At 63.4% G+C, this 26,116-nt stretch carries 22 protein-coding genes; 17 read left to right on the forward strand and 5 right to left on the reverse strand.

What is annotated here, in order from left to right; translation table 11 throughout:
- Window positions 1-7 precede the first annotated feature (7 nt).
- From K3F49_RS26725 to mtnK, 11 genes are all read left to right on the forward strand, one after another.
- Entirely contained in the window at window positions 8-646 is a 639-nt protein-coding gene (locus K3F49_RS26725; RefSeq protein WP_234683897.1) for an NADH-quinone oxidoreductase subunit J, read from the forward strand.
- On the forward strand, window positions 643-951 hold the full coding sequence (gene nuoK, locus K3F49_RS26730; RefSeq protein ID WP_008136131.1) for an NADH-quinone oxidoreductase subunit NuoK: 309 nt from the start codon (window positions 643-645) through the stop codon (window positions 949-951). The genes K3F49_RS26725 and nuoK overlap by 4 nt, the downstream gene beginning before the upstream one ends.
- A 61-nt stretch (window positions 952-1,012) precedes the next feature.
- Window positions 1,013-3,103 (forward strand): NADH-quinone oxidoreductase subunit L, encoded by a 2,091-nt coding sequence (nuoL, locus tag K3F49_RS26735; protein WP_234683898.1) that lies wholly within the window; start codon window positions 1,013-1,015, stop codon window positions 3,101-3,103.
- A complete protein-coding gene (locus tag K3F49_RS26740) occupies window positions 3,104-4,612 on the forward strand; it encodes an NADH-quinone oxidoreductase subunit M (protein WP_234683899.1) in 1,509 nt (502 codons plus the stop codon).
- Window positions 4,613-4,634: 22 nt separating this feature from the next.
- Complete coding sequence (gene nuoN, locus K3F49_RS26745) at window positions 4,635-6,071, forward strand: NADH-quinone oxidoreductase subunit NuoN (RefSeq protein ID WP_234683900.1); 1,437 nt, start codon at window positions 4,635-4,637, stop codon at window positions 6,069-6,071.
- Between the two features lies 1 nt (window position 6,072).
- Window positions 6,073-6,879, forward strand: a complete 807-nt coding sequence (locus K3F49_RS26750; RefSeq protein ID WP_234683901.1) for a biotin--[acetyl-CoA-carboxylase] ligase — start codon at window positions 6,073-6,075, stop codon at window positions 6,877-6,879.
- Window positions 6,879-8,549: a ribonuclease J gene (locus K3F49_RS26755; RefSeq protein WP_234683902.1), complete on the forward strand. Its 1,671-nt coding sequence runs from the start codon at window positions 6,879-6,881 to the stop codon at window positions 8,547-8,549. The genes K3F49_RS26750 and K3F49_RS26755 overlap by 1 nt, the downstream gene beginning before the upstream one ends.
- An 11-nt stretch (window positions 8,550-8,560) precedes the next feature.
- Window positions 8,561-8,965, forward strand: a complete 405-nt coding sequence (gene mce / locus K3F49_RS26760; protein ID WP_234683903.1) for a methylmalonyl-CoA epimerase — start codon at window positions 8,561-8,563, stop codon at window positions 8,963-8,965.
- A 9-nt stretch (window positions 8,966-8,974) separates the two neighbouring features.
- Window positions 8,975-9,250, forward strand: coding sequence for a DUF1467 family protein (locus tag K3F49_RS26765; protein ID WP_234683904.1), 276 nt, complete (start codon window positions 8,975-8,977; stop codon window positions 9,248-9,250).
- Between the two features lie 46 nt (window positions 9,251-9,296).
- Window positions 9,297-9,644 (forward strand): hypothetical protein, encoded by a 348-nt coding sequence (locus K3F49_RS26770; RefSeq protein WP_234683905.1) that lies wholly within the window; start codon window positions 9,297-9,299, stop codon window positions 9,642-9,644.
- Window positions 9,645-9,677: 33 nt separating this feature from the next.
- Window positions 9,678-10,967 carry an S-methyl-5-thioribose kinase gene (mtnK, locus tag K3F49_RS26775; RefSeq protein WP_234683906.1) on the forward strand — a complete coding sequence of 430 codons (1,290 nt, stop codon included), beginning with the start codon at window positions 9,678-9,680 and terminating at the stop codon, window positions 10,965-10,967.
- Window positions 10,968-11,107: 140 nt separating this feature from the next.
- Here mtnK and K3F49_RS26780 read toward each other — a convergent pair whose 3' ends face one another.
- Window positions 11,108-11,992 carry a hypothetical protein gene (locus K3F49_RS26780; protein ID WP_234683907.1) on the reverse strand — a complete coding sequence of 295 codons (885 nt, stop codon included), beginning with the start codon at window positions 11,990-11,992 and terminating at the stop codon, window positions 11,108-11,110.
- Between the two features lie 246 nt (window positions 11,993-12,238).
- Between K3F49_RS26780 and K3F49_RS26785 the strand changes: the two genes are divergently transcribed.
- From K3F49_RS26785 to K3F49_RS26810, 6 genes are all read left to right on the forward strand, one after another.
- A complete protein-coding gene (locus K3F49_RS26785) occupies window positions 12,239-13,828 on the forward strand; it encodes an ABC transporter substrate-binding protein (RefSeq protein ID WP_234683908.1) in 1,590 nt (529 codons plus the stop codon).
- Window positions 13,829-13,887: 59 nt separating this feature from the next.
- Entirely contained in the window at window positions 13,888-14,811 is a 924-nt protein-coding gene (locus K3F49_RS26790; RefSeq protein WP_234684099.1) for an ABC transporter permease, read from the forward strand.
- Window positions 14,808-15,629 (forward strand): ABC transporter permease, encoded by an 822-nt coding sequence (locus K3F49_RS26795; RefSeq protein ID WP_234683909.1) that lies wholly within the window; start codon window positions 14,808-14,810, stop codon window positions 15,627-15,629. The genes K3F49_RS26790 and K3F49_RS26795 overlap by 4 nt, the downstream gene beginning before the upstream one ends.
- Window positions 15,626-16,606, forward strand: coding sequence for an ABC transporter ATP-binding protein (locus K3F49_RS26800; RefSeq protein ID WP_234683910.1), 981 nt, complete (start codon window positions 15,626-15,628; stop codon window positions 16,604-16,606). Before K3F49_RS26795 ends, K3F49_RS26800 begins: the two co-directional genes overlap by 4 nt.
- Complete coding sequence (locus tag K3F49_RS26805; RefSeq protein WP_234683911.1) at window positions 16,599-17,651, forward strand: ABC transporter ATP-binding protein; 1,053 nt, start codon at window positions 16,599-16,601, stop codon at window positions 17,649-17,651. Before K3F49_RS26800 ends, K3F49_RS26805 begins: the two co-directional genes overlap by 8 nt.
- A 233-nt stretch (window positions 17,652-17,884) precedes the next feature.
- Window positions 17,885-18,889, forward strand: a complete 1,005-nt coding sequence (locus K3F49_RS26810; protein WP_234683912.1) for an ABC transporter substrate-binding protein — start codon at window positions 17,885-17,887, stop codon at window positions 18,887-18,889.
- 238 nt (window positions 18,890-19,127) lie between these two features.
- Here K3F49_RS26810 and K3F49_RS26815 read toward each other — a convergent pair whose 3' ends face one another.
- The 4 genes from K3F49_RS26815 to K3F49_RS26830 all read right to left on the reverse strand — a co-directional run bounded on the left by K3F49_RS26815 (window position 19,128) and on the right by K3F49_RS26830 (window position 26,112).
- Entirely contained in the window at window positions 19,128-20,009 is an 882-nt protein-coding gene (locus K3F49_RS26815; protein ID WP_234683913.1) for a serine hydrolase domain-containing protein, read from the reverse strand.
- A 366-nt stretch (window positions 20,010-20,375) separates the two neighbouring features.
- Window positions 20,376-23,165, reverse strand: a complete 2,790-nt coding sequence (locus tag K3F49_RS26820) for a UPF0182 family membrane protein (RefSeq protein WP_234683914.1) — start codon at window positions 23,163-23,165, stop codon at window positions 20,376-20,378.
- A 403-nt stretch (window positions 23,166-23,568) separates the two neighbouring features.
- Window positions 23,569-24,597, reverse strand: coding sequence for an ABC transporter permease (locus K3F49_RS26825; protein ID WP_234683915.1), 1,029 nt, complete (start codon window positions 24,595-24,597; stop codon window positions 23,569-23,571).
- 12 nt (window positions 24,598-24,609) lie between these two features.
- Window positions 24,610-26,112 (reverse strand): sugar ABC transporter ATP-binding protein, encoded by a 1,503-nt coding sequence (locus K3F49_RS26830; protein ID WP_234683916.1) that lies wholly within the window; start codon window positions 26,110-26,112, stop codon window positions 24,610-24,612.
- Window positions 26,113-26,116: the final 4 nt, after the last annotated feature.

The raw sequence follows: 26,116 nt of genomic DNA on the forward strand, positions 1-26,116 counted from the left end.
TGAGAGCATGATCCTTCCCGCGCTGTTCTTCTATCTCTTCGCCGGCGTCTGCGTCGCCTCGGCGGTGATGGTGATTGTCTCGCGCAATCCCGTTCACTCCGTGCTGTACCTGATCCTGGCCTTCGTCAACGCCTCCGGCCTGTTCGTGCTGATGGGCGCCGAATTCCTCGCGATGATCCTGATCGTCGTCTATGTCGGCGCGGTTGCGGTGCTGTTCCTGTTCGTCATCATGATGCTCGATGTCGACTTCCTCGAGCTGCGCGAAGGCTTCATCCAGTACCTGCCGGTGGGTGTCGTGATCGGCGGCATCTTCCTGTTCGAGCTGCTCTTGACCGTCGGTGCCTGGGTCATCAATCCGACCGTGAGCAAGACCATCACGGCGCCGATCCCGACCAACGTCTCGAACACCGAGGCGCTGGGTCTCGTGCTCTATACGAAGTACGTCCACTACTTCCAGCTCTCGGGCATGGTGCTGCTGGTCGCCATGATCGGCGCGATCGTGCTGACCCTGCGGCACAAGGCGAGCGTGAAGCGGCAGGACATCAACGTTCAGAACGCGCGTACACCCGAGATGGCGATGGCGATGCGCAAGGTGGTATCGGGGCAGGGGCTGCAGGACAGCGACGCGGCGGAGTGGGTGAAATGACGATCGGGCTCGGACATTATCTGGCGGTCGGCGCGATCCTGTTCACCCTCGGGATCCTCGGCATATTCCTCAATCGCAAGAACATCATCGTCATCCTGATGTCGATCGAGCTGATCCTGCTCTCGGTCAACGTCAACCTGGTGGCATTCTCGACCTTCCTCGGCGACATCGTCGGTCAGGTCTTCGCGCTGCTGGTCTTGACCGTTGCGGCCGCCGAAGCCGCGATCGGTCTTGCCATCCTGGTGGTCTATTTCCGCAACCGCGGCTCGATCGCGGTTGAGGACGTCAATCTGATGAAGGGCTGATCGCATGATCCGGAAAAGTGGACACCGGTTTTCCGACCAGATCATGCGGAAAGAGTAAGTCATGGTTCAGGCAATTGTTTTCCTGCCGCTGCTGGGCGCCATTCTGGCCGGCCTGATCTCGCTGTTCGGCGCGCATGCTCGCAACCCCTCAGGCGACACGGTCGAGCACCACGATGATCACGGTCACGGCGACGCCCATGCGGCGGTCGCCCACGACTCTCATGGACATGACGATCACGGCGACGACGCCCACGACGACCACGGCCACGGCCCGGTCGAGCCGGCTGCGGCGGGCTCGCGCGGCGCCGAGCTGATCACCACGGCGTTCCTGTTCGTGGCGGCCGCGCTGTCCTGGATGACGCTGGTCGATGTCGGTTTCAATGGCCACGACGCCCGGATCCAGCTTCTGCCCTGGATCTTCTCGGGCGAGCTCGAGGTCTGGTGGACGCTGCGCGTCGACACGCTCACCGCCGTGATGCTGGTGGTGGTGACGACCGTGTCCTCGCTCGTGCACCTCTATTCCATCGGCTACATGGACGAGGATCCGTACCGGCCGCGCTTCTTCGGTTATCTCTCGCTGTTCACCTTCGCCATGCTGATGCTGGTGACGGCGGACAACCTGGTGCAGCTGTTCTTCGGCTGGGAAGGCGTGGGTCTGGCGAGTTACCTGCTGATCGGCTTCTGGTATCAGAAGCCGTCGGCGAACGCCGCCGCCATCAAGGCCTTCGTGGTCAACCGCGTCGGCGATTTCGGCTTCGCGCTCGGCATCTTCGCGATCTTCTACCTGACCTCTTCGACCGATTTCGAGACCATCTTCCATGCCGCTCCGGGCCTGACCGGCAAGACCATCGACTTCCTCGGCTGGCATGCCGATGCGCTGACGCTGACATGCCTCCTGCTGTTCATGGGGGCGATGGGCAAGTCGGCGCAGTTCCTGCTGCACACCTGGTTGCCGGACGCAATGGAAGGCCCGACCCCTGTGTCGGCGTTGATCCACGCCGCGACCATGGTCACGGCCGGCGTGTTCATGGTGGCGCGCCTGTCGCCGCTGTTCGAGCTCGCCCCGAACGCGCAGGCTGTCGTGATGTTCTTCGGTGCGACCACCGCGTTCTTCGCGGCGACCATCGGTCTCGTCCAGAACGACATCAAGCGCATCGTCGCCTACTCGACCTGTTCGCAGCTCGGCTACATGTTCGTGGCGATGGGAGCAGGGGCCTATTCGGTCGGCATGTTCCATTTGTTCACGCACGCCTTCTTCAAGGCGCTGCTGTTCTTGGGCTCCGGCTCGGTGATCTACGCGATGCACCACGAGCAGGATATCCGCAACATGGGCGGCCTCTGGAAGAAGATCCCGTACACGTTCGCGGTGATGACCGTCGGCACGCTGGCGCTGACCGGCTTCCCGCTGTTCGCCGGTTACTTCTCCAAGGACGCGATCATCGAGGCGGCCTATGCGGCGCATAATCCGTTCTCGACCTACGCCTATCTGATGACGATCGTGGCCGCCGGCCTGACCTCGTTCTATTCCTGGCGTCTGGTGTTCAAGACCTTCTTCGGCGAGCCGCACGATCAGGAGCACTACGAGGCCGCGCATGAGAGCCCGATCTGGATGCTGATCCCGATCGGCGTGCTGGCGGTTGGCTCGGTCCTTGCCGGCTTCCCGTTCAAGGAGCTGTTCACCGGTCCTCACGGCGTGGAAGAGTTCTTCCGCGAGTCCGTGAAGATGAACCCGCATATTCTCGAGGACATGGAGCACATGCCACATCTGTTGGGCTGGCTGCCCTTCGTGATGATGGTTGGCGGCTTCCTGGTGTCCTACACTTTCTACATCCGCAAGCCTTACCTCCCGGTCGAGCTCGCGAACACGCAGCCGATGCTGTACCGGTTCCTGCTCAACAAATGGTACTTCGACGAGCTCTACGATTTCATCTTCGTCCGACCGGCGAAGTGGATCGGCTACCAGCTCTGGAAGAAGGGTGACGGCTTCATCATCGACGGCTTCGGTCCCGACGGTATCTCGGCTCGTGTGCTTGATATCACCCGCAACGTCGTGAAGATCCAGACCGGCTATCTCTATCACTACGCCTTCGCCATGCTGATCGGTGCCGCCGGCCTGATCACCTGGTTCATGTTCGGCTTTGGAGGCCAGTAAATGACAACCTGGCCCATCCTTTCGGTCACGACGTTCCTGCCGCTGGTCGGGGCGCTGATCGTTTACCTCAGCCGCGGCGATGACGAGGCGGCCAAGCGCAATTCGCGCTGGATCGCACTGTGGACCACGCTGATCACCTTCGCGGTGTCAGTGCTCCTGGTCATGCGCTTCGATCCGTCGAATGCCGACTTCCAGTTCGTCGAGAAGGCGAACTGGCTTGCCACCGGCATCACTTACCACATGGGCGTCGACGGCATTTCGCTGCCGCTCGTCATCCTCACCACCGCAATCATGCCGTTCTGCATCATCGCGAGCTGGAAGGCGATCACGAACCGCGTCCGCGAATACATGATGGCGTTCCTGATCCTGGAAACGCTGATGATCGGCACCTTCTCGGCGCTCGATCTCGTGCTGTTCTATTTGTTCTTCGAGGGCGGTCTGATCCCGATGTTCCTGATCATCGGCGTCTGGGGCGGCCCGCGCCGGGTCTACGCGTCGTTCAAGTTCTTCCTCTACACGCTGCTCGGCTCGGTCTTGATGCTGCTCGCCATCATGGCGCTGTACTGGAACGGCGGCACCACCGACATCCCGACCCTGATGCACACCGCCGTGCCGCGCGGCTTGCAGACCTGGGCGTGGCTCGCCTTCTTCGCCTCGTTTGCGGTGAAGATGCCGATGTGGCCGGTGCACACCTGGCTCCCCGACGCGCACGTCGAGGCGCCGACCGCGGGCTCCGTCGTGCTCGCCGCGATCCTGCTGAAGATGGGCGGCTACGGCTTCCTGCGCTTCTCGCTGCCGATGTTCCCGCTGGCCTCGCACGACTTCGCGCCGCTGATCTTCACGTTGTCCGCGATTGCCATCATCTACACCTCGCTGGTGGCGCTGATGCAGGAGGACATGAAGAAGCTGATCGCGTACTCCTCGGTCGCGCATATGGGCTTCGTCACCATGGGTATCTTCGCCGGCACCATGCAGGGCGTCGCCGGCGGCGTGTTCCAGATGGTCTCGCACGGCATCGTCTCCGGCGCGCTGTTCCTCTGCGTCGGCATCGTCTACGACCGCATGCACACCCGCGAGATCGCGGCCTATGGCGGCCTCGTCAACCGGATGCCGCTCTACGCGCTGACGTTCATGGTCTTCACCATGGCGAACGTCGGTCTGCCCGGCACCTCCGGCTTCGTCGGCGAGTTCATGACGCTGCTCGGCACCTTCAAGGTCTCGATCCCGACCGCGTTCTTCGCCACCTTCGGCGTGATCCTGTCGGCCTGCTACGCGCTGTGGCTCTATCGCAAGGTCGTGTTCGGGGCGCTGGTCAAGCCGTCGCTGGCGAGCATGAAGGATCTCACCTTGCGTGAATGCGTGACGCTGTTCCCGCTGATCGCGTTGACGATCCTGTTCGGAATCTATCCGAAGCCGGTGCTCGACATGTCGGCCGCCTCGGTCCAGCAACTCGTCAACAATTACAACACCGCTGTGACGGCCGTGAAGGCCGCCGCACTGCTCCATTGATCGGGCAGGTCAGGATATCGCCATGAGCTTTACGACTGCAGGTTATCAACTGGCGCCGGTGCTGCCCGAGCTCGTGCTCGCGATCGGCTCCATGGCGCTTCTGATGCTCGGCGCCTATCGCGGGCAGGGGACCACTAGCGCGGTCACCACGCTCGCGGTGCTGCTGCTGATCGTGGTCGGCGCGCTCGAATACATGCTGCCCGCCGGCAAGCAGGTCACCTTCGGCGGCAGCTTCATCGTCGACGATTTCGCCCGCTTCATGAAGATCCTCGCTTTGATCGGCTCGGCGGTGACGCTCGTGCTGTCGACCGAGTTCCTGTCCGACCCGTCGCGCCGCATCTTCGAATACGCGATCCTGGTGCTGCTCTCGACGCTCGGCATGATGGTGCTGATCTCGGCCGGTGACCTGATCTCGCTCTATCTCGGTCTCGAATTGATGTCGCTCGCGCTCTACGTCGTGGCGGCCTCGAACCGCGACAACGCCAAGTCGACCGAAGCCGGCCTGAAGTACTTTGTGCTCGGCGCGCTGTCTTCCGGCATGCTGCTCTATGGCGCCTCGCTGATCTATGGCTTCACCGGCACCGTCAGTTTTGCCGGCATCGCGTCGGCTGCGACCGCCGCGAACGTCGGGCTGATCTTCGGCCTGGTGTTCCTGCTGGCCGGTCTCTGCTTCAAGGTCTCGGCGGTGCCGTTCCACATGTGGACGCCGGACGTGTACGAGGGCGCCCCGACGCCGGTCACCGCCTTCTTCGCCTCCGCGCCGAAGGTGGCTGCGCTCGCCGTGTTCACGCGCGTCACGCTGACCGCATTCCCCGGCATTGTCTCGCAGTGGCAGCAGATCCTGGTGTTCGTCGCGATCGCCTCGATGGTGCTCGGCTCGTTCGCCGCGATCGGCCAAAGCAACATCAAGCGCCTGATGGCGTACTCCTCGATCGGCCACATGGGCTTTGCGCTGGTCGGCCTTGCCTCCGGCACGGTCGAGGGCGCACAGGGCGTGCTGATGTACATCGTGATCTATGTCGCGATGACGCTCGGCTCGTTCTCGATCATCCTCGCCATGAAGCGCAACGGCCAGGCGGTCGAGCAGATCAGGGATTTCGCCGGTCTCTCGCGGACCAATCCGCTGCTCGCCTTCATGTTCGCGATGCTGCTGTTCTCGCTCGCCGGCATCCCGCCGCTCGCGGGCTTCTTCGCGAAGTGGTACGTCTTCGTCGCCGCCATCAAGGCGAATTTGTTCACGCTTGCCGTGATCGGCGTGCTCTCCAGCGTCGTGGGCGCCTACTACTATCTCACCATCGTCAAGACGATGTATTTCGACGAGCCGGCCGGGCAGGTCGATCCGGTGCGCGTCGAGGTCAAGACGGTGCTGGCCGTCTTCGGCCTGTTCAACATCCTGTTCGCTTTGTTCGCGGGTCCGGTGGTGAGCGTCGCCTCCGCAGCCGCCAAGTCGCTGTTCTAGGATGGGGTTCGCGCTCGGTCCTCGTGCATTGTCGGCGGGCTACAAGCTCGCAGCCCTGGAGCGGACCGGCTCGACCAATACGGATGCGATCGAAGCCGCGCGCGCCGGTGAGCGCGGCCCAATCTGGTTCGTGACAGCGGAGCAGATGGCGGGCCGCGGCCGCCGCCAGCGTGCCTGGGTCTCGCCCCGGGGCAATCTCGCCGCCAGCGTCCTTGAAGTCCTCGACGTCGCACCTGCGGTGGCCGCCACGATCGGTTTTGCCGCGGGGCTCGCGGAAGAAGCCGCCCTCGAGAAAGTCAGTCTCGAGGTCGCGATGCGGCTCGGGCCCGACCGGCCGCGATACACCCTGAAATGGCCGAATGACGTGCTGGCCAACGGCAAGAAGCTGGTCGGCATTGGCCTGGAGGCCGAAGCCGTCGGCGATCGCCTGGCCATCGTGGTCGGCATCGGCACCAACGTTGTCGCGGCGCCCGAGGGCACGCCAACACCGGCGGTGTCGCTCGCTGCCCTCGGCGTCCAGATCAGCGCGGAAGAGCTGTTCTCGGCCCTGACGGATGCCTGGGTCGAATTCCGCGGCATCTGGGACAATGGCCGCGGCTTTGCCGAGATCCGAAAACTCTGGCTGGAGCGCGCCGCCCGCCTTGGCGAGCCGATCGCGATCCACACGGGAACCAAGGTATTGGAAGGCATTTTTGACACGATCGACGACACCGGTTGCCTGATCGTCCGCACGGCGGAGGGCCGTCGCGTGCCGATCGCCGCGGGCGAGGTGTTCTTTGGCCCGGTCCGTTCGGTGGGAGCTGCGTGATGGCGAGACCCGACGAACTGGTATTTGCGCCGCTCGGCGGTGTCGGCGAGATCGGCATGAACCTGTCGATCTATGGCCTTGGCAACCGTCAGCAGCGTTCTTGGCTGGCGGTGGACCTCGGCGTCTCCTTCGGCGACGAGGAGCACCTGCCCGGCATCGATCTGATCATGCCGGACATCAGCTTCCTGGAGAAGGAGCGCAAGAACCTGATGGGCCTGGTGCTGACCCACGCCCATGAGGACCACTTTGGCGCCATCATCGATCTCTGGCCGCGGCTGAAATGCCCGATCTACGCGACGCAATTCAGCGCGGCGCTGTTCGAGGCCAAATGCGCTGCCGAGCGCAACGCGCCGAAGATTCCGGTGACGGTGGTCCCGTCCGGCGGCCGCATCGATGTCGGCCCCTTCAACGTCGAGTTCATCCCGGTCGCGCACTCGATTCCGGAAGCGCATGCGCTGGCGATCCACACCGAGGCCGGCATCGTGCTGCACACCGGCGACTGGAAGATCGACCCGACACCGACGCTCGGTCGCCCCACCGACGAGAAGCGGCTGCGCGAGCTCGGCGAGGAGGGCGTCATGGCCCTGATCGGCGATTCCACCAATGCGGTGCGCGATGGCCGCTCGCCTTCGGAAGCCGAGGTCGCCCGCACCATCATCGACCTGGTCAAGGCCGCGAAGGGCCGCGTCGCGGTCACGACCTTCGCCTCCAATGTCGCGCGCATCAAGGCGGTCGCCGACGCAGCCAAAGCCGCCGACCGCGAGGTCGTCGTGGTGGGCCGCGCCATGGAGCGCGTGGTGCAGGTCGCGCGCGAGACCGGCTATCTCGACGGCGTGCAGAATTTCCGCTCGCCCGAGGTCTACGGCCATCTGCCGCAGGACAAGGTGCTGGCGCTCTGCACCGGCAGCCAGGGCGAGTCCCGCGCCGCATTGGCCCGCATCGCCAATGACGACCATCCTGAAATTACGCTCAACCGCGGCGACAGCGTGATCTTCTCCTCCCGCACGATTCCCGGCAACGAGAAGGCGGTCGGCTCGATCATCAACAATCTGGTGCTGCAGGGCGTCGAGGTCCTCACCGACCGCGATCATCTGGTCCACGTCTCCGGCCATCCCCGTCGCGACGAGCTGCGCGACATGATCTCCTGGGTGAAGCCGCAGCTCCTGATCCCCGTGCATGGCGAAGCGTTGCACCTGAACGAGCACGCCAAACTCGCGCGCGCCGCCGGCGTGCCGCGTGTGCTGGTCATCCGCAACGGCGACCTCGTCAAGCTCGGTCCCGGCGATCCCGGCATCATCGGCGAGGTGCCGTCGGGCCGGCTCTACAAGGACGGCACGATTCTGGAAGATTCAAAATCCCGCGCCGTCGTTGAGCGCCGCCGCATGGCGTTCTCCGGCTGTGCCTTCGTCGCCATCGCGATGACCGCGCAGGGCGAGCTTGTCGACGAGCCCGAGGTGGATCTGGTCGGCGTCCCCGAGAAGAACCGGGCGGGCGAGCCCCTCGACGACATCGTTTTCGACGCCGTGATGTCGACGATCGAGGGCCTGCCGAAGGCGCGCCGCAGGGATCCGGACGCGCTGGCTGAATCGGTGCGACGCGCTGTCCGGGCCGTCATCAACGAACATTGGGGCAAAAAGCCTCCCTGTCTGGTACACGTCCTGACAGTGTAAGGGAGAAGCCTATGTTGGGTCGCCTCAACCACGTCGCGATCGCGACCAGAGATGCCGCCAAGGCCGCGAAGATCTACGGCGCGGCGTTCGGGGCGCAGATTTCGGAAGCCGTCGCACTGCCCGAGCATGGCGTCACCACCGTGTTCGCCACGCTCCCCAACACCAAGATCGAGTTCATCGAGCCGCTCGGCGAGACTTCGCCGATCGCGAAGTTTCTCGAGCGCAACGCCGATGGCGGCATCCACCATGTCTGCTACGAGGTCGTCGACATCATCGCCTCGCGCGACCTCCTGATGAAGGAGGGCGCCCGCGTCCTCGGCGACGGCACGCCGAAAATCGGCGCCCACGGCAAGCCGGTGCTGTTCCTGCATCCGAAGGATTTTTCGGGTGCGTTGGTCGAAATCGAGCAGGCATAGGGCTGGACCATGGCCGCCCAGATCTCAACCGCGCTCGCGATCTACTTCGTCATCTGGTGGCTCGCGCTGTTCCTGACGCTGCCGTTCGGCGTGCGCAGCCAGCATGAGGACGGCGTCGGCGCGCCCGGCACCGACCCCGGCGCACCGGTCCTGACCGGCATGAAGCGCAAGCTGATCTGGACCACGATCATCTCGGCCATCATCTATGGCCTTGGGGTTGCGGCCTATCAGGCCGGCTATCTCTCGATCGAACGGCTGTCGAAATTGATGGGCATGCCGTTTTAGGATTTTTTGCCAAATTATCCGCGTTGCGTCGTTGTTGGGGGATCAAATGACTTTTCAGAGGGTCGTCGTCGCGCTTCTGGTGCTGATCGTCGCCGGGATCAGTGCCATCGGCTATTTTGAGTGGAAGATGGCTGTGCAGGTGCGAACGCTGAAGGCGTTCGTCGAGGGCTACGTCTTCAACGAGGCGGTGATGGCCTGCGAGCAGGCCAAGACGTCGACGCCGTTCAAATGGAACGGCGGCAAGAGCACCTCGGTGATCGGCCTGAACTCGGTCAAGCTGGATAAATACACCGTCAGCGCCAGCTACACGCTGGTGGCGGACAACGTCTATTGCGATTACGATCCGGTCAAAAGAAAGGCCGAGATCGGCTCGAGCTTCCTGGAGCGGGAGTAACGATCCGGCCCACACAGACGGGATGGGATCGTCATGACCGGGAGCCGGACGGGGGACTATCGGATTTTGCAGGAAGCGGCCTTGCGGGACTATCTCGCCGGCCTGCCTGACATCGCAGCGCTGCTCGGCGGCGCGCCGGCCGCCTGGGCCATCACCGAGGTCGGCGACGGCAATCTCAACCTCGTTTTCATCGTCAAGGGCGCCAGCGGCGGCATCGCCGTGAAGCAGGCGCTGCCCTACGTCCGCCTTGTCGGCGAGAGCTGGCCGCTGCCGCTGTCACGAGCCCATTACGAATATCTCGCGCTGTCCCGGCAGGCCCAGCTCGCGCCCGGCCTGGTGCCGGCCCTGCTGCACCACAACGAGACGCTGGCACTCACGGTGATGGAGCTGCTCGAGCCCCACATCATCATGCGCAAGGGGCTGGTCGCGGGCACGCGCTATCCGCGCTTTGTCGACGACATCACGACCTTCATGGCGCGGACGCTGTTCTTCACCTCCGACCTCGCGCTGACGGCCGCGGAGAAGAAGGAGGCCATCGCGGCCTTCGCCGGCAACCATGCACTCTGCAAGATCACCGAGGATCTGATCTTCACCGATCCCTATCGCATCGCCGAGCAGAACCGCTGGACCGCGCCCTATCTCGACGGCCTGGCCGCGTCCTTGCGCGACGACATGGAGCTGCATGTCGCGATCTCCCGGCTGAAGCTGAAATTCATGGCAAGCCCCGAAGCGCTGCTCCATGGCGATCTCCACACCGGCTCGATCATGGTGACGGAGAGCGAGACGCGCGTGATCGATCCCGAATTCGCCTTCTACGGCCCGATGGGTTTTGACGTCGGAGCGGTGCTGGCCAATTTGCTGATGGCTTTTTTCGCCTCCACCGGGCACGAGCGGGCGCCAGGCGAGCGGCAGGCATTTGAGAGCTGGGTGCTGGAAACAGTCGAGAAAGTCTGGAACGAGTTCGCGCGAAAATTCCTCGACCTCTGGCGGACGGAAGCGAGTGGCGACGCCTATCCGGTCTCGCTGTTCGCTGGCGAGAAGGGGGCGATGCGCCTCGAGGCCGAGCGGCAGGCCTATATGCAGCGTCTGTTCACCGACACCGTCGGCTTTGCGGCCGCAAAAACCATCCGCCGCATCTTCGGCCTCGCCCACAACATCGATTTCGAGCTGATCGAGGATCCGAAGAAGCGGGCGATCAGCGAGGCGCGCGCCGTCCGGCTCGCACGCGGGATGATGGTGGAGGCGGCGGCGTTTCGCACGATCGCCGACGTTACGGGTGCTGCGCGGAAATTGCGCGACTGGCAGCCGGAATTGTCAGGCTGACGCAGGCTCCAGGGAGGAGCGCACCTCCACATTCCGTCATTGCGGGCGTAGCGAAGCAATCCAGACTGTCGCCGCGGGGGCAGTCTGGATTGCTTCGTCGCAAGGGCTCCTCGCAATGACGAGGTGGGAGAAGCCGACCTTCAATAAAGCCGTATTGGCAGCGCAGCTCCGTCCGGGCCGACCAGCAGGCCCCAGGTCTCATTGGCCGCGACCTCGAACTCCCGGCTGCGCGCGGCGCTACCGTCCACCTTCAGCGTGATCTTGTACTTCCCCGGCGGCAGATCGATCTTCTGGTTATCCGGCAATTCGCCAGCCTCGCTGTCGGAGTTCGCCAGTTTCTCCCCGGCATGCGCGGCGAGCTTGATGGTCTGCTCGTTGACGGTGATGATGGCCGCGTCATCCGTCTTGTTGCCGAGCATCAGCTTCACCCGCCCGGGCTTCGGCGGAAAGCCGGCCAGGACGGCCGTCGGCTTGCGCTGCGAAATGTCGGCAATTGTCTTGTCGTCCTGACGGGTCAGCCGGAGCAGCGCAGGCCCATCAGCCGTCGTGAAGGCGATATCGGCCCGATCAGACGCGACCACCGCACCGTCAGTCTCGGTCCAGCCGCGGCTGCCGAGTGCAACGCGATAGAAGCCGAGCACGGAAGCGAGATCGAGCGGCGTCTCGGCGTGCGCCGACCTGATGGAGGGCGAGTTCTTCGCAGTCATCAGGCCCCAACCGTCGGGGAGCGGCAGGCCGGTCTTGTCGGAAATTTTGGCCTCGAACGCCCGGCTTGGGGCCCGCGCCAGCACCGCGACGGCTTCGCAGATCAGGCGCTCGCCGAGAGTGTCCGGTGCGCAACGATCCCTGACCGCCCACCAGGTGTCCTCAACATAGCCGTTTGACCGCGACGTGTGGCTCCAGCCGGCGAGAAGGGTGCTGGTGGAGCTATTCCGGGTGGGGTCTGGCGTAGCAGGGATCGCCATCGCGGCTGTCGCGGCGGCCAGACTGCCCGCGAGCACAATACCTAGCGTTCGGCGCGTCATTTTTTCCGCGATCCCCTGGAGCTCAGATAACGATCCTGAGCTTGGTCGCATCGATTACGAAAAATGTTCACTGGTCCTGGTCGCTCGATGACGCACCGCGTCAATCGACGGCTTGCATCGCCGCGGGCATGCAACCGGCCTCTGATGCCCGGAACTGGCCTCGATTGCCATCAAAACGAAGCTTGCGTTCGATGGGTTACGGATGATCAAATCCCTGATCGGAATACCTGCGTTGATGGGGGACACATGATGTTCAGGATGATTGCGATCGTCGCGGGCCTGGGACTGGCGCTCGCCGGATCGGCGGAGGCCCAGACACCGCGCAAGGGCGGAACCATCCGCATGACCGCGCCTTACGGCTCGAGTTTCACCAGCCTGGACATCCACACCACCCAGCGCGCCCAGGACGAGATCTACGCCAAGGCGCTGCATCGCTCGCTCTACATCTGGGATTCCGCGGAAGGAAAGCCGATCCCGGAGCTCGCCAAGGAGGCCGTGGTCTCCGGTGGAGGCCTCGTTTACACCTTCAAGCTCCGCGACGACGCCTATTTCCACAACGGCCGCAAGATGACGGCCGACGACGTCATCTGGTCCTACAACCGCATCATGGACGGCGCCAAGGCCTATCCCGGCGCGCGCTATGTCCGCATCATCGAGGGCGCGGCCGCGGTCGAGAAGGGCCAGGCGAAGGAAATCTCCGGCCTGAAGAAGATCGACGACTTCACCGTCGAGATGAAACTGACCGAGAAGGTTGATCCCGCCTTCTACCTCTTCACCGCGCTGACCTCGATCTATCCCGCCGACGAGGCCGCTAAGGACAGCTTCATCCAGCATCCGATCGGCCTTGGACCGTTCAAATTCGTCGAGCACGTGCCGGGATCGCGCATCGTCATGGAGCGGTGGGACAAGTTCTATAAGCCCGGCAAGCCTTATGCGGACAAGGTGATCGTGTCGATCATGGCGGAGGCTGCAGCGCGCGACGTCGCGTTCCGCAACAAGGAGATCGACACCTCCGTGCTCGGGCCGGCGCAATACGTCGCCTATCAGGCCGACCCCAACCTCAAGGGCACCATCGCCGAGGTCGCCGAGGTCTTCACGCGTTACATGGGGATGAATCCCGCGTTCAAGCCGTTCGCCGACAAGCGCGTCCGGCAGGCGATCAACTATGCGATCGATACCGATCTGATCATCAACAAGCTGGTCAAGGGCAAGGCCTATCGCGCCACCAGCTGGCTACCGCTGACCTCGTCGGCCTACGACAAGGCGATGAAGCCGTACCCTTACGATCCTGCCAAGGCCAAGCAGCTGCTCGCCGACGCCGGCTACCCCTCCGGCTTCGAGTTCGAATGGACCACCAGCCAGAATGAGAGCTGGGGCCTGCCGATCGTCTCGGCCGTCATCCCGATGCTGGACAAGGTCGGCATCAAGGTGAAGGTCAAGCAGGTCGAGGCCGCGGTGCTGTCGGAGGTGGTTCGCTCGGGCGACTACCAGGCCTTCATCTATTCCCAGCAGACCGGACCGGATCCCCAGGCGGCGCTGAAATGCTTCCATTCGTCGACGCCGCAATCGGCCTGCAACTACATGAACTTCAAGAATGCCGAGTTCGACAAGATCATCGACGACGCCGGGCAGGCCGACGACACCGCAAAGCGCACCCAGCTGCTGCAGAAGGCCAACGCGCTGCTCTACGACGAGGCGCCGGTCTGGTTCTTCAACTACAACAAGGCGGTCATGGCGGTGCAGCCGTGGCTCCACGGCGTTCAGCTCAACGCGACCGAGCTGACCCACCAGAACGTCGAGGACATCTGGGTCGACGAGACCTCGCCTGCGAAGTGACACGCGTTCTCGTGCTCCCTCCATCGCCATGAACGATGGGGGGAGGGAAGAAAGTGCCGATGCTCTCCTTCCTGATCCGTCGTCTTCTGCAAACCATTCCGACCGTGCTGGCCGTCGTGGCTCTGGTCTTCGTGCTGTTCAGCGTCGTTCCCGGCAGCATCGTCTCGTCCATGAGCGACGACGCCGATCCCCAGGTCGAGCTGCGCCTGAAGAAGCAGCTTGGCCTCGACGATCCCGTCTATGTGCGTTTCGGCGCCTATATAGCCAAGCTCGCCACCGGTGATTTCGGCACGTCGTTCCGGACCCGTGAACCTGTCACGGCCATGATCGCCAAGCGGGCCTGGCCGACGCTGCAACTGGTCTTCACCGCCATGGCGTTTGCGGTTCTGCTCGGCGTTCCCCTCGGCTTCATCGCCGCATTACGGCCGGGCGGTTTGGTCGACACGCTCGCGATGGTCGTGGCGGTGTCGGGCCTGTCCATTGCCAAATTCTGGCTCGGACTGGTGATGATGTATGTCTTTGCCTTGAAGCTCGGCTGGCTGCCGAGTTTCGGTTACGGCGATGGCGGCCTGAAATATCTGCTGCTGCCGGCCGTGACGCTCGGCGTCTCGCCGATGGCGCTGTTTGCCCGGACGACGCGCGCTGCGGTGCTCGAGATCATGACGGCCGATTTCGTCCGCACCGCGCGCTCCAAGGGCATGAGCGAGACCCGGGTGGTGAAGTGGCATGTGATGCGCAACGCGCTCGTCATCATTCTCACCACTGTCGGCCTGCAGTTCGGCGGGCTGATGGGGCAGGCGGTCGTCGTCGAAAAGCTGTTCTCCTGGCCCGGCATCGGCTCGCTGCTGGTGGACAGCGTCCTGCAGCGCGACCTTCCGGCCGTCCAGGGCTCCATTCTCGTGGTGGTGCTGGCCTTTCTCGCGATCAATCTACTGATCGACGTGCTCTACGGCGTGATCGATCCCAGGATCCGATACGCATGAAGCTCCGCGCCAATCTCATCATCGGCGGTGCCTTGTTCGCACTCGCGATTCTGGTCGGTGTCCTCGCGCCCTGGCTGGCGCATACCGATCCCGTCCTGGATGCCAATCTGCTGAACGCGGAGGAGCCGCCGAGCTGGACCTGGTGGTTCGGCACCGACGACCAGGGCCGCGACATCTATTCCCGCGTCGTCTACGGCGCGCGCGTCTCGCTGACGGTCGGCATCGTCTCGCAGCTCATCAACAGCGTCATCGGCGTGGCGCTGGGCCTGAGCGCCGGCTATTGGGGCGGCTGGTGGGACGATGTCGTCAACGCCCTGACCAATGTCATGCTCGCGATCCCCTCGCTGATCTTCGCGCTCGCCATCATGGCGGTGCTTGGACCGGGCCTGACCAGCCTGCTGATCGCACTGGGGCTGACCAACTGGTCCTTCACCTGCCGGATCGCGCGCGCCTCGGCGTTGTCGCTGCGGAGCCAGGGCTATGTGCAGGCGGCGACGGTGCTCGGCTACGGCGATTTGCGCATCATGATCACGCAGCTGTTGCCGAACATGCTGGGGCCGATCGTCGTCATCGGCACGCTCGGCATGGGCAGCGCGGTCCTTTCCGAGGCCGCCTTGTCGTTCCTCGGCCTCGGCGTCCGTCCGCCGTTTCCGAGTTGGGGCAGCATGTTGTCGGACGCCCGCGACCAGATCACGACGGCGCCGTGGCTGTCGGTCTTTCCGGGCCTCGCCATCTTCCTGACGGTGCTTGGCCTCAATTTGCTCGGCGACGGTCTGCGCGACATTCTCGATCCCCAATCGCGGAGCCGGCGGACATGACCGGCGTGCCGCTGATCGAGGTCGAGGATTTGCGCATCGATCTCGATGATGGATCGCGGCGCGTTGCAGCGGCCGAGGGCATTTCATTCCGCATCGATCGTGGCGAGACGTTCGGCCTGGTCGGCGAATCCGGCTGCGGCAAGAGCATCACGGCGCTCGCTCTGATCGGCCTGCTGCGGCAGCCGCTGTCGATCGGCGGCGGCGTCATCAGGTTTGACGGGCAGGAGATCCAGCACCTGTCCGCCGCTCGGCAACGGGACCTGCGCGGCAATCGCATCGCCATGATCTTCCAGGAGCCGATGACGGCGCTGAACCCGGTCTCGCCCGTGGGACGGCAGATCGCCGAGATGTTCGTGCTGCACAAGGGCAAGAGCTGGCGGGAGGCCAATCAGCTGGCGGTCGAGGCATTGGCGAGTGTCCGCGTCCCCGCGCCCGAGCGGCGCGTCAACGACTACCCGCACCAGCTCTCCGGCGGGATGCGCCAGCGCGTCATGATCGCCATTGCGCTGGCCTGCGGTCCGGATCTCCTGATCGCCGACGAGCCGACCACCGCGCTCGACGTGACCGTGCAGGCCGAAATCATCGAGCTGATGCGGAATCTCTGTGCCGAACGCGGCACGGCGATCCTGATGATCAGCCACGATCTCGGCCTGGTCGCCAATGTCTGCCGCCGCGTCGCGGTGATGTATGCCGGCCGCATCGTCGAGGAGCGCGGCTCCGCCGATATTTTCCGCGCCCCCTCGCACCCCTATACCCAAGGCCTGGTCGCGTCGCTGCCGCGGTTGGGCAGTCGTGCTGCGCTCGGCCGCAGCAGGCTGAAGGAGATCGCAGGCGTCGTCCCGGCGATCACGAGCTTTCCGGATGGCTGCCGGTTCAATCCGCGTTGTACGCAGGCAACTGACATTTGCAGGACCGTGGCGCCGACGGCGGATTTTCTGGAGGCGGGCGGTCTGGTGAGGTGTCATCACCATGCATGAGCCCAAAGACAAATCGAGTGAGGGCAGGGGAGACGAGGATCTCATTCTCAGCGTCGAAGATCTCGCGGTGCATTTCCCGCTGGGCGGCGGCCTGTTCGGCCGCGGCCAGCGGCTGCTCCGTGCCGTCGACGGCGTCGATCTCAAGCTGAAGCGCGGCGAATGCCTAGGGCTTGTCGGCGAGTCCGGCTCCGGCAAGTCGACGGTCGCCTTGTCGATCCTGGGTCTGCAGACGCCGACGCGTGGCCGCATCGTGCTGGACGGGCAGGTCGTGACCGGCCGGCCGTCCGGCGACCGGAAGTCACTGGCCCGCATTGTCCAGATCGTCTTTCAGGATCCCTACGCCTCACTCAACCCGCGGCAGACCGTTCGCCGCACGCTGGAAGATCCGCTGCGCGTGCATGGCGTGACCGCGAGAGGCGAGATCGAGGACCGCGTCGCGACCATGCTGCGGCATGTCGGCCTGCGGCCCGAGCAGGCCGACCGCTACCCGCATGAATTCTCCGGCGGCCAGCGCCAGCGCATCGGCATCGCGCGCGCTCTGATCCTCAACCCCAAGATCGTCATCTGCGACGAGCCCGTCTCGGCCCTCGACGTCTCGATCCGCGCTCAGATCATCAATCTGCTTTTGGAATTGAAGGACACGCTCGGTCTCTCCTACATCATGATCAGCCACGACCTCGGCGTCGTCGAGCACATGAGCGACCGCGTCGCCGTGATGTATCTCGGCCGCATCGTCGAGAACGGCGACTGGCGCGAGATTTTCGAGCGTCCGGCGCACCCCTATACGCAGGCGCTGATTGCAGCGATCCCCGATCCGCTCCATCATGCGCCGCTTGCGACGACAGGGGGCGACCTTCCCAATCCGCTCAATCCGCCGAATGGGTGCGCGTTCAGTCCAAGATGTCGTTATGCGGAGGACGTGTGCCGCCACGAGCCGGGGCCGGTCCTGGAGACGCGGCCGGATGGGCATGCGGTTAGGTGTTGGCGGAGCGAGGAGATTGCGGGGCGGGCGAACTTAACCTCGGCCGAGGGCGCTCTTCCTTAGCACAAGCAACGGTTCTGCGCTGCGTCGGCGGGTGGGCCCGAAGCAGACATTTTGTGCTCAGGCCGCGGATGCCGGCTTTTGACCCCATTGCCGAACATCGGCGCACCGCTGCCACTTGCCACTCGCCGCACCGCCACAAAGTGCTAGTCTGTTTGTCCCACAGACGTGGCCCTAGAGGGGACACATGCGCTCTATTGCGCCGACACTGCTCGTCCGCGCGATGAGGTGATCGAATGAGACGGCGCGAGTTCATCGCTCTTATCGGGGGCGCGACCGTAATCTGGCGCGCTCCGCTCGCCCATGCCCAGCAATCAGCAAAACCGAAACGCATTGCAATGGTGGCGCCCCACCGTCGCTCGGTCGACGAGCTGAGGACTCACCCCCTCTACCGGGCATTCCTCGACGAGTTGAGCCGTCTCGGCTTCACCGAGGGCACGAATCTCGTTGTTGATCGCTATGTCGGAAACGGCGAGACCCGCACGTATGGCGATCTTGCTCGAGCTGTTGTTGGCACCTCACCCGATGCGATCTATGCCGTAGCAGTTCCAATCGCCCAGGAGCTGAAGGCAGCCTCAAAGACCATTCCAATTGTCGCGATTGTAAGTGATCCGGTCGCAAATGGGCTTGTGTCCAGCCTGGCGCGGCCGGGAGGCAATTTGACGGGCGCGACCACCGACGGAGGCGTAGCACTTCACGCGAAACGCCTGGAACTGTTGATCGAAGTGCGGCCGCACGCATCGCGCGTTGGCTATCTCTGCTCATCCCAGCATTGGAGCATGCCCGCCGCCGCTGCGGTTAAAGAGGCGGCACAGCGAACAGGCATCGCACTTACAGATTTGAGCCTTGGCGAGACAATGAACGAGGCGGCCTACGCTACCGCGTTTGCCCAAGTGGAGACAACGGGCGTCGACGCAGTTTTGGTTTCAGATGAGCCCTACCAGCTCGCGAACAGCAAGGTTTTGGTCGGCCTCGCCGCGGATGCCAAAATTCCGGCAATGTACCCGTTTCGTGATTTGGCCGCTGCTGGTGGCTTGATGGCCTACTCCGCTGATTTTCTTGAAGTGAATCGGGCTGCGGGGCGTCAAATGGGCGAAATCTTGCGAGGCACCTCCGCAGCCGAAATTCCAGTTTATCAGCCGACCAAGTTTCAGCTCATCATCAACACAAAGACCGCGCAAAAGATCGGCCTCAATCTGCCACCTGTGATGCTCGCTCGCGCCGATGAGGTGATCGAATGAGCCTTCTTTCTGTTGCGGCGCATGAATCCGGAAATGGCCCATCGGCGAAGGTATGGCTTGCCTCGTCGAGGTCTGCTTCGCGGGGGGCTAGCAGACGTGAATTGCTGGCGTTCCTTGGTCGGCGAAGTCGTGATTTGTCGAACCAATTCGAGAAAAGTCGCGGAGTGAATTCCCTTCTGGCTTTGATCCAATTCGACGACCTGAACGGCGACCAGACGCTTCTCCGGCACGATCACGATCAACTGTCCGCCGTAGCCGGCCGCATAGATTGCGTCTCTTCCCCAAGCGCCGGCATCGAGGGTCCACCATAGATATCCATACCCCCGGTCTTTCGACCGGTCTCCGAATAAGCGTTTGTGGACTCCGCGGTCCATTGGGAAGGAACGACCGATACGCCGTTCCATTGGCCCTTGTTGAGGAACAGCCATCCAAACCGTGCAAGATCGCGCGTGCTCATGCTGAACACGTAGGCGGGATAAAGGGAGGAGCCATCTCCGACGAACGTGCCGTCATGGGCCGTGAAATCCTGCATCCCCAACGGGCGCGCAATCACCTTCTCGAAGCCGTCGAATATGTTCGAGGCGGTGGCCTTCTCATAAATTGCGCCAAGGGCATTGAAGTCCCAGTTATTGTAGTACCAGAACGTTCCTGGTGGATGAGCGCCACGCGGCGGGCGCATCACCTTCTGCTCGCTCGTCTCGTAGGCCGCCGGGTGATAGACCCCAGAGCGAGCCATGAGCAGTTGGCGAACGGTTGCACGCTTCTCCTCGGACGACAGCGACGGGGCGGTGTCGTCGATGCCGAGCTGCCCGAGCGTGCTTTCGGTATTGACCTGACCGCGGTCGATGGCGACGCCGAAGAGAGCACTTAAGAAGCTCTTTCGAACAGAGCGAACATTGACCTTGCGGGTGATGTCTCCCGATGTCGCTACCACGAGGCCGTCCTGCACGACCATGATCGCAGTCGGCTTGTATTTTTTGGCGTAACTGTCGACAGCGCCTTGAAGGGGGGAGGCCTGCGTTGGTCCCTTGGCGTTCAGGAGCTTCCATTCAGCTCCGGGCTCTGCACTTGCCCACCCCGACCAGACCATCAAGGTCGCGAGCAATGCAAAATACCGCATGACAAATGGCCTCACTGTGAGGTTCGGCAGACAATCGGAGAGGAGGAGACGACCACGGGCCGCATCACGAACCCGGACATGCGCACCAAGCCCGCGCCTGCCGCCATCATGCGATCGTGCTCCTGTTTTGCCCGACGTGTCAAACGCGGCTGTTGGATCCACCCAACGGTTTCACCTTCAGCCCGCGCTGCCGCTATGTCGAAGCCATCTGCCGCTGCGAGCCCGGCCTGTCGCTTGAAACGCGACCTGACGACATGCGGCGCGGTGTTGGCGAAGTGAGGAGATTGCGGGTCGGATGACGTTGGCCTCGACCGAGAGCTGACATCCGTTAGAACAGAGGCACGTCTGCTGCCGCTGATGGGTCAATCAGCGGCTACCCGATTGCCGGCGGATATCCTCCAAAATACCGCGCATCAGGCCGATCTCTTTGCCGAAGCCCGTCCAATCGCCGGATTTTAACCGCTCCATGGCGCGATTGTAGTGATCGAGCGCCTCCTGCACGCGTCTTGCCGCAGCCCCTTCGCCGGGCGATTCCGCGATCGCAGCCGGCTCCGACGCGGGTCCGTCGTCCACGAAGAGTGCCGACAGGGCCTCAGCAAGTGTTTCCCTCATGACGACATGCTCGCCATCGGCGGCAATCACCCGCTTGAGCTCGGGCAAATGTCCTTGCTCGGCCCGCAAATACAGCGGCGACACGTAGAGAATCGAATTCTCGATCGGGATCACGAGCAGATTTCCCCGGATCACCCGCGACCCCATCTGGTTCCACAGCGATATCTGTTGGGAGATCTCCGTGTTCTGATGGATTCGCGCCTCGATCTGGAACGGTCCGTAGACCAGCTTCTCCTTGGGAAATTCGTACACGACCAGCTTGCCATAGCCGGGCTCGTCGCAGCGCGCGGCGAGCCATGCGATCATGTTGTCGCGACGGCTCGGCACCATCGGGATCATGATGAAGAACTCGGCTTGTGCCTCTCCGGGCAGCCGCATGATGATGTAGTAAGGGACCATCGTGGTGATGCCGTCCGTTGAAGAGACGCCGTCACCGGCCGGCTGACGCGGAAATTGCCAGAGGTCCTCGCGGTTATAGAAAACATCGGCCGCTTCCATGTGGTAGGTCTGGAAGAGCCGCGCCTGGATCAGGAAGAGGTCTTCGGGATAGCGAATGTGCTTCTGAAGATCGGACGGCATGGCCGCGAACGGCTTGAACAGGTCCGGGAAGATTCGTTGATAGGTCGCGGCGATCGGGTCCGCCGGGTCCATCAGGTAAAAGTCGACGGTGCCGTTGTAGGCGTCGATCACGACCTTCACCGAATTGCGGATATAGTTGAGGTCGAGGCCGGGCGCAGGCTGTGCGTAGGGAAAATATTCGCTCGTCGTGTAGGCGTCCTGCATCCAGAACATCCGGCCCTCGCTGACGACCAGATAGGGATCGCGATCGAGAGCGAGGAACGGGGCGATCGTGCCGACCCGCTTCTGGATGTTGCGCCGGATCATGATCCGGCTGTCGTCGCCGATGTAGTCTGACAGCACCAGGTTCATATCGTTGAAATGGTGGGCGAAGATCAGTCTCCGCACCATGCCCGACAGTGGCACGCCGCCGGAGCCGTCATAGGACGCGTAGACATTGTCCTTTCCCTTTGGATAATCGAACTCCGGCACGGTTCCCTTGACGATGACGTAGTCCTCAGTCTGCTGTCCGTAATAGATGCGCGGCTCGTGAATGGCGGGACCGCCGTGCGCGACCGGAGGAATGTCGTGCAGATAGAGCAGCGGAAGTCCTTCACCGCTCTTCTGGGTGACCGGACTCATCACCACACCATTGCCGTGGGTGAACAGGATATGGCGGTTGACCCAGGTTTGCGCGTTGGATGGTAGCAGCGCGGAATTCAGCTCGCGGCCTGAGATCATCACGCTTTGGTAGGTATCGCCAAGCCAGTAGCGATCGACATCGAGATCGCGCAGTTTGTAGTAGGTGCGAATCTCCTGCAGTTGCGCGTAGGTGTCGGCCAAGGGTTGCCAATCCCACAGCCTTATATTTTCAATGGTGGCCTTGTTGGCCTCGAGTGTCCTGAAAGTCAGGTTCTGTTCCGCAGGGAAAGGCTTCGGCACGATCCGATTGAGATTGTAGGCCTCGCGGGTCAGGGCAATGTTGCGTTGGATGTAGGGCCGCTCCCACTCCAGCTCGTTCGGCCCGACGTAGAAGCGCTGAAATACCGCGGGGACGATGCCCGACAGCAGCAAGGCGCCGCCGAACAACAGCACAATCGCGGCGGTGGGAAGGCGGTAGGTTCGCACCCACAGGTTCGCGCATGCCGCCAAGGCGGCGACGATCGAAAGTGCGATCAGCAGCCACAGGACCGGCAGTTCCACATTGACGTCGGTGAAGCCCGCACCGACCACCACGCCATTGTCGCCGTACAGCAGGAGATAGCGGTCGAGAGTGTAAGACCACGCCTTCACGCCAAAGAAGAGGCCGAGAAGCGCCGAACCGTGCGAGATCGCCGCCGGCGACATTCGCTGGGCTCTGTCTTCGATGTCGCCAAACACCCAGTAGATCGATCCGGCGAACAGTGCGCCCGTGAAGAGCATCAGCAATGCCCAATTCTTCACGGCCACAAAGGCGGGCAGGGAGAAGAGGTAGAAGCCGATATCCTTATCGTACAAGGGATCGTTGGTGCCGTAGGGCACCTGATAGATGAAGCGCAGCAGAGTGCTCCAGTTACCGACTTCGCCCCAGGCGACGAACAGAGCGAAGAGGATGCTGCTCGCGCCGATCACAATGCGCCAGGGCAGCCGCTCGCGCAGGAATTCCAGCGGATCGGGCGGCGTCGCAGCGGCCGCAAACGTCGGGGCGAAGGCGGCAGGCAACCGGCTCCGGCGCCCGGCGAGGCCAAGTGCAAGGCGCGCGTTTGTCCACAAGATGGCGGCGGTCGCCGCGAAAACAACGAGGAAAACGGCGGCTTTCGCGCCGATCGTGGTCCAGAAGACCTGCCTGTAGCCGATCGACGAGAACCACATCCAGTCGACCAGGAAGTCGCCGGCGAGAGCGAGCAGGATCAGGCCGATTCCGGCGATGATGGCCGCGATGATGAATCCCACCACGGCGCCTCGCCCTGGTGCCTTCCGTTCGGGTCCGGAAATCCCGATCGTCATAGTGACACTATAGCAGAACGACAGACGTAGCGCGCCTGTCGTGGGGGTGCTGCACCTGCTTTTTGCTCCGCCGAGCTACAATAGGTGGGTACCCACACCAGACGGCGTGTCGAACTCGGAGGGCGCGCGAGGTCTTGGGGGCTGCGTGTTGTCCGCTTGGTCGTCGAGCCGTGATTCAAGGTCCCGAGGAGACGCGTGCGGCTCGAACCACAGAGCCGGTCGTCCCCGGCTTGAGCTCAGTGCTCCCGAGACACGCGATCGGCGCGATGATGGAATTGTGCTCCTGTTTTGCCCGACGTGTCAAATTGAGTTTCGGAAATGGCGCAGGTTGCTCGGCGCGAAATTCCCCCCATGATTTGTACTGTGCATGGGGTTGTTTTCGCGATTTTGTTTTGCGGGCTGGCTACTCCGCCGCCTTCTCCCTCAGCCGCTGCGCGTAGACGTTGATGATCAGCGCCGCCAGCAGGATCACGCCGCGGATCAGGATCTTCAGGAAGCTGTCGATGTTGACGTGGTCGAGGCCGTTGTTGAGGACGCCGAGCACGAACAGCCCGACGATGGTGTTGCCGATGCCGCCGCGGCCGCCGAACAGGCTGGTGCCGCCGACGACCACGGCGGCGATGGAGTCGAGCAGGTAGGTGTCGAACTCGTTCTGCTGCGCGCTGCCGAAATGGGCGACGCCGAGCATGCCGCCGATGCCCGAGCACACCGCCGAGATCACCATGACGGCGCCGAGGATGAGCTTGACGTTGAGGCCGGAATATTCGGCCGCTTCGCGATTGCCCCCGACCATGTAGACGTAGCGGCCGAAGCGCGTGTAGGTCAGCACCAGGTGTCCGCCGAGCAGCATGATCGCCGCGACGATCACGATCCATGGGATGCCGCCGATCGAGCCAGAGCCGAGCGTCGAGATCAGGCCCGGCACCTTGTAGGCGATCTGGCCGCGCACCAGCAGCGCCGAGATGCCGGCTGCGATCTGCATCATCGCCAGGGTCATGATGAAGGAGGGGATACCGATCACGGTCAGCCCCAGCGCGTTGACGAGGCCGAGTGCCGCGCAGAGCAGGAGAGCCAGCAGGATCGCGGCTACACCGGGAAGGGGGATATTCGGAATGTTGACGTAGGACTCCTGCAGCGTGAAGTAGGCGACCGCGATGCCGGTGACGTTGGCGATGCTGGCGATCGACAGGTCGATCTCGGCGCAGAGGATCACGAAGGTGAGGCCGACGGCGATGATGCCGGTCACCGACACCTGCGTCAGGATGTTGCCGAGATTGTCGATCGTCGCAAAGGAGGGGCTGGCGAACGCGAAGAACGCGGACAGGAAGATCAGCGTCAGGAACGGCGCGATGTTGCGCATCTGCGAGCGCAGGAAGGGCGCAAGGCCCTTTGCGCGCTGGCCCGCCGCGGGTGCCGTCTCACTGCTCACCATTGTGCTTCTCCGTCACGCCGCTTCCAGCAGGCGGTCCTTGCTGACCGGCTCGTTCTTGAATTCCCGCACCACGGCGCCGCGCTTGAGCACGAGGATGCGGTCGGCCAGCGACAGCACCGTTTCCGGCTCGGTCGACAGCACGATGATCGCGAGCCCCTTGGCGCGGAGGTCGCGGACGATGTTGATGACGTCGTTCTTGGCGCCGACATCCATGCCGCGGGTCGGCTCGCACAGCACCAGCAGTTTTGGCGGATAGGTGAGCCATTTTGCCAGCGCGACCTTCTGCTGGTTGCCGCCCGAAAGCATGCCGAGGTCGAGGCCGACGACCGGCGGCCTGATCTGCAACTGCTCGACCTGGCGCTGCGCGATATCGCGCTCCTGCGTCGGCTTGAGCAGCAGCGACGAGATGCGGTCCAGGATGCTGATCGAGATGTTCTTGTAGACCGGCTCCTGGTGAAACAGCATGGCGCGCCGGCTCTCCGGCACCAGCGCCACGCCGGCGCGCCGCGCCGCCGCCGTGCTGGCAAAGGTCTTTGGCTTGCCGTCGACGGCAAGCCGGCCGGCGTCCGGCTTCAGCTTGCCAAAGAGGATGCGCGACAGCTCTTGCTGGCCGCAGCCCATAAAACCGTAGATGCCGAGCACCTCGCCGGCGCGGGCTTCGAAGGAGACGTCGTTGAGGCTGCGCGCCAGCGATAGCTGGTCGACTTTCAGCACGACCGAACTGTCGCTCGGCCGCGGCAGCATCAAATCGTCGCTATAGCTGTGCTCGAGTGCTTCGCCGCCGCGGCCGATCATGGCCTCGATCAGCGCGCCCTTGCTGGTTGCGGCGCTCGCGGTCTCGGCGACCTTCCGTCCGTTGCGGAACACGGTGACCGTATCGGACACGCGAAGGATGTCCTCGATGAAATGCGAGATGAAGACGATGGCCGTGCCTTGCTCGCGCAACCGTCGCAGCGTCGCAAACAGCCGCTCGACCTCCGGCGGGGAGAGGGCGGAGGTCGGCTCGTCCAGTATGACGATACGTGCGCCCGAGAACAGCACGCGCGCGATCTCGATCAGCTGCTGCAGCCCGATCGGCAGGTCGCCGAGCCGCGACATCGGATCGACGTCGATGCCGAATCGCGAAAGCTGCTCGCCGGCCTCGCGCGCCATGCGCCGCCATTGCACGAGGCCGAGGCGGTTGGTGGGCTGGTTGCCGAGGAAGACGTTCTCCGCGACCGTGAGATCGGGCGCGACGCTGAGCTCCTGATGCACCATGGCGATGCCGGCCGCATGCGCATCGCGCGCCGAGCGGAAGTGGGTCTCGTGGCCGTCGATCAGGAAGCGGCCGGAGAACTCGGTGTGCACGCCGGCGATGATCTTCATCAGCGTGCTTTTTCCAGCGCCATTCTCGCCGACGAGACCGTGGATCTCACCGGGAAGAAGCGCGAAGTCGACACCACGAAGTGCTTCGACGCCGCCGAAGCTCTTCGTGATGCCCTGGAGTTCCAGGACGGGCTGTTGACCCTCAGGCATGTTC

It is taken from the genome of Bradyrhizobium monzae (assembly GCF_021458635.1).
In the GTDB taxonomy this organism is placed as follows: Bacteria; Pseudomonadota; Alphaproteobacteria; order Rhizobiales; family Xanthobacteraceae; genus Bradyrhizobium.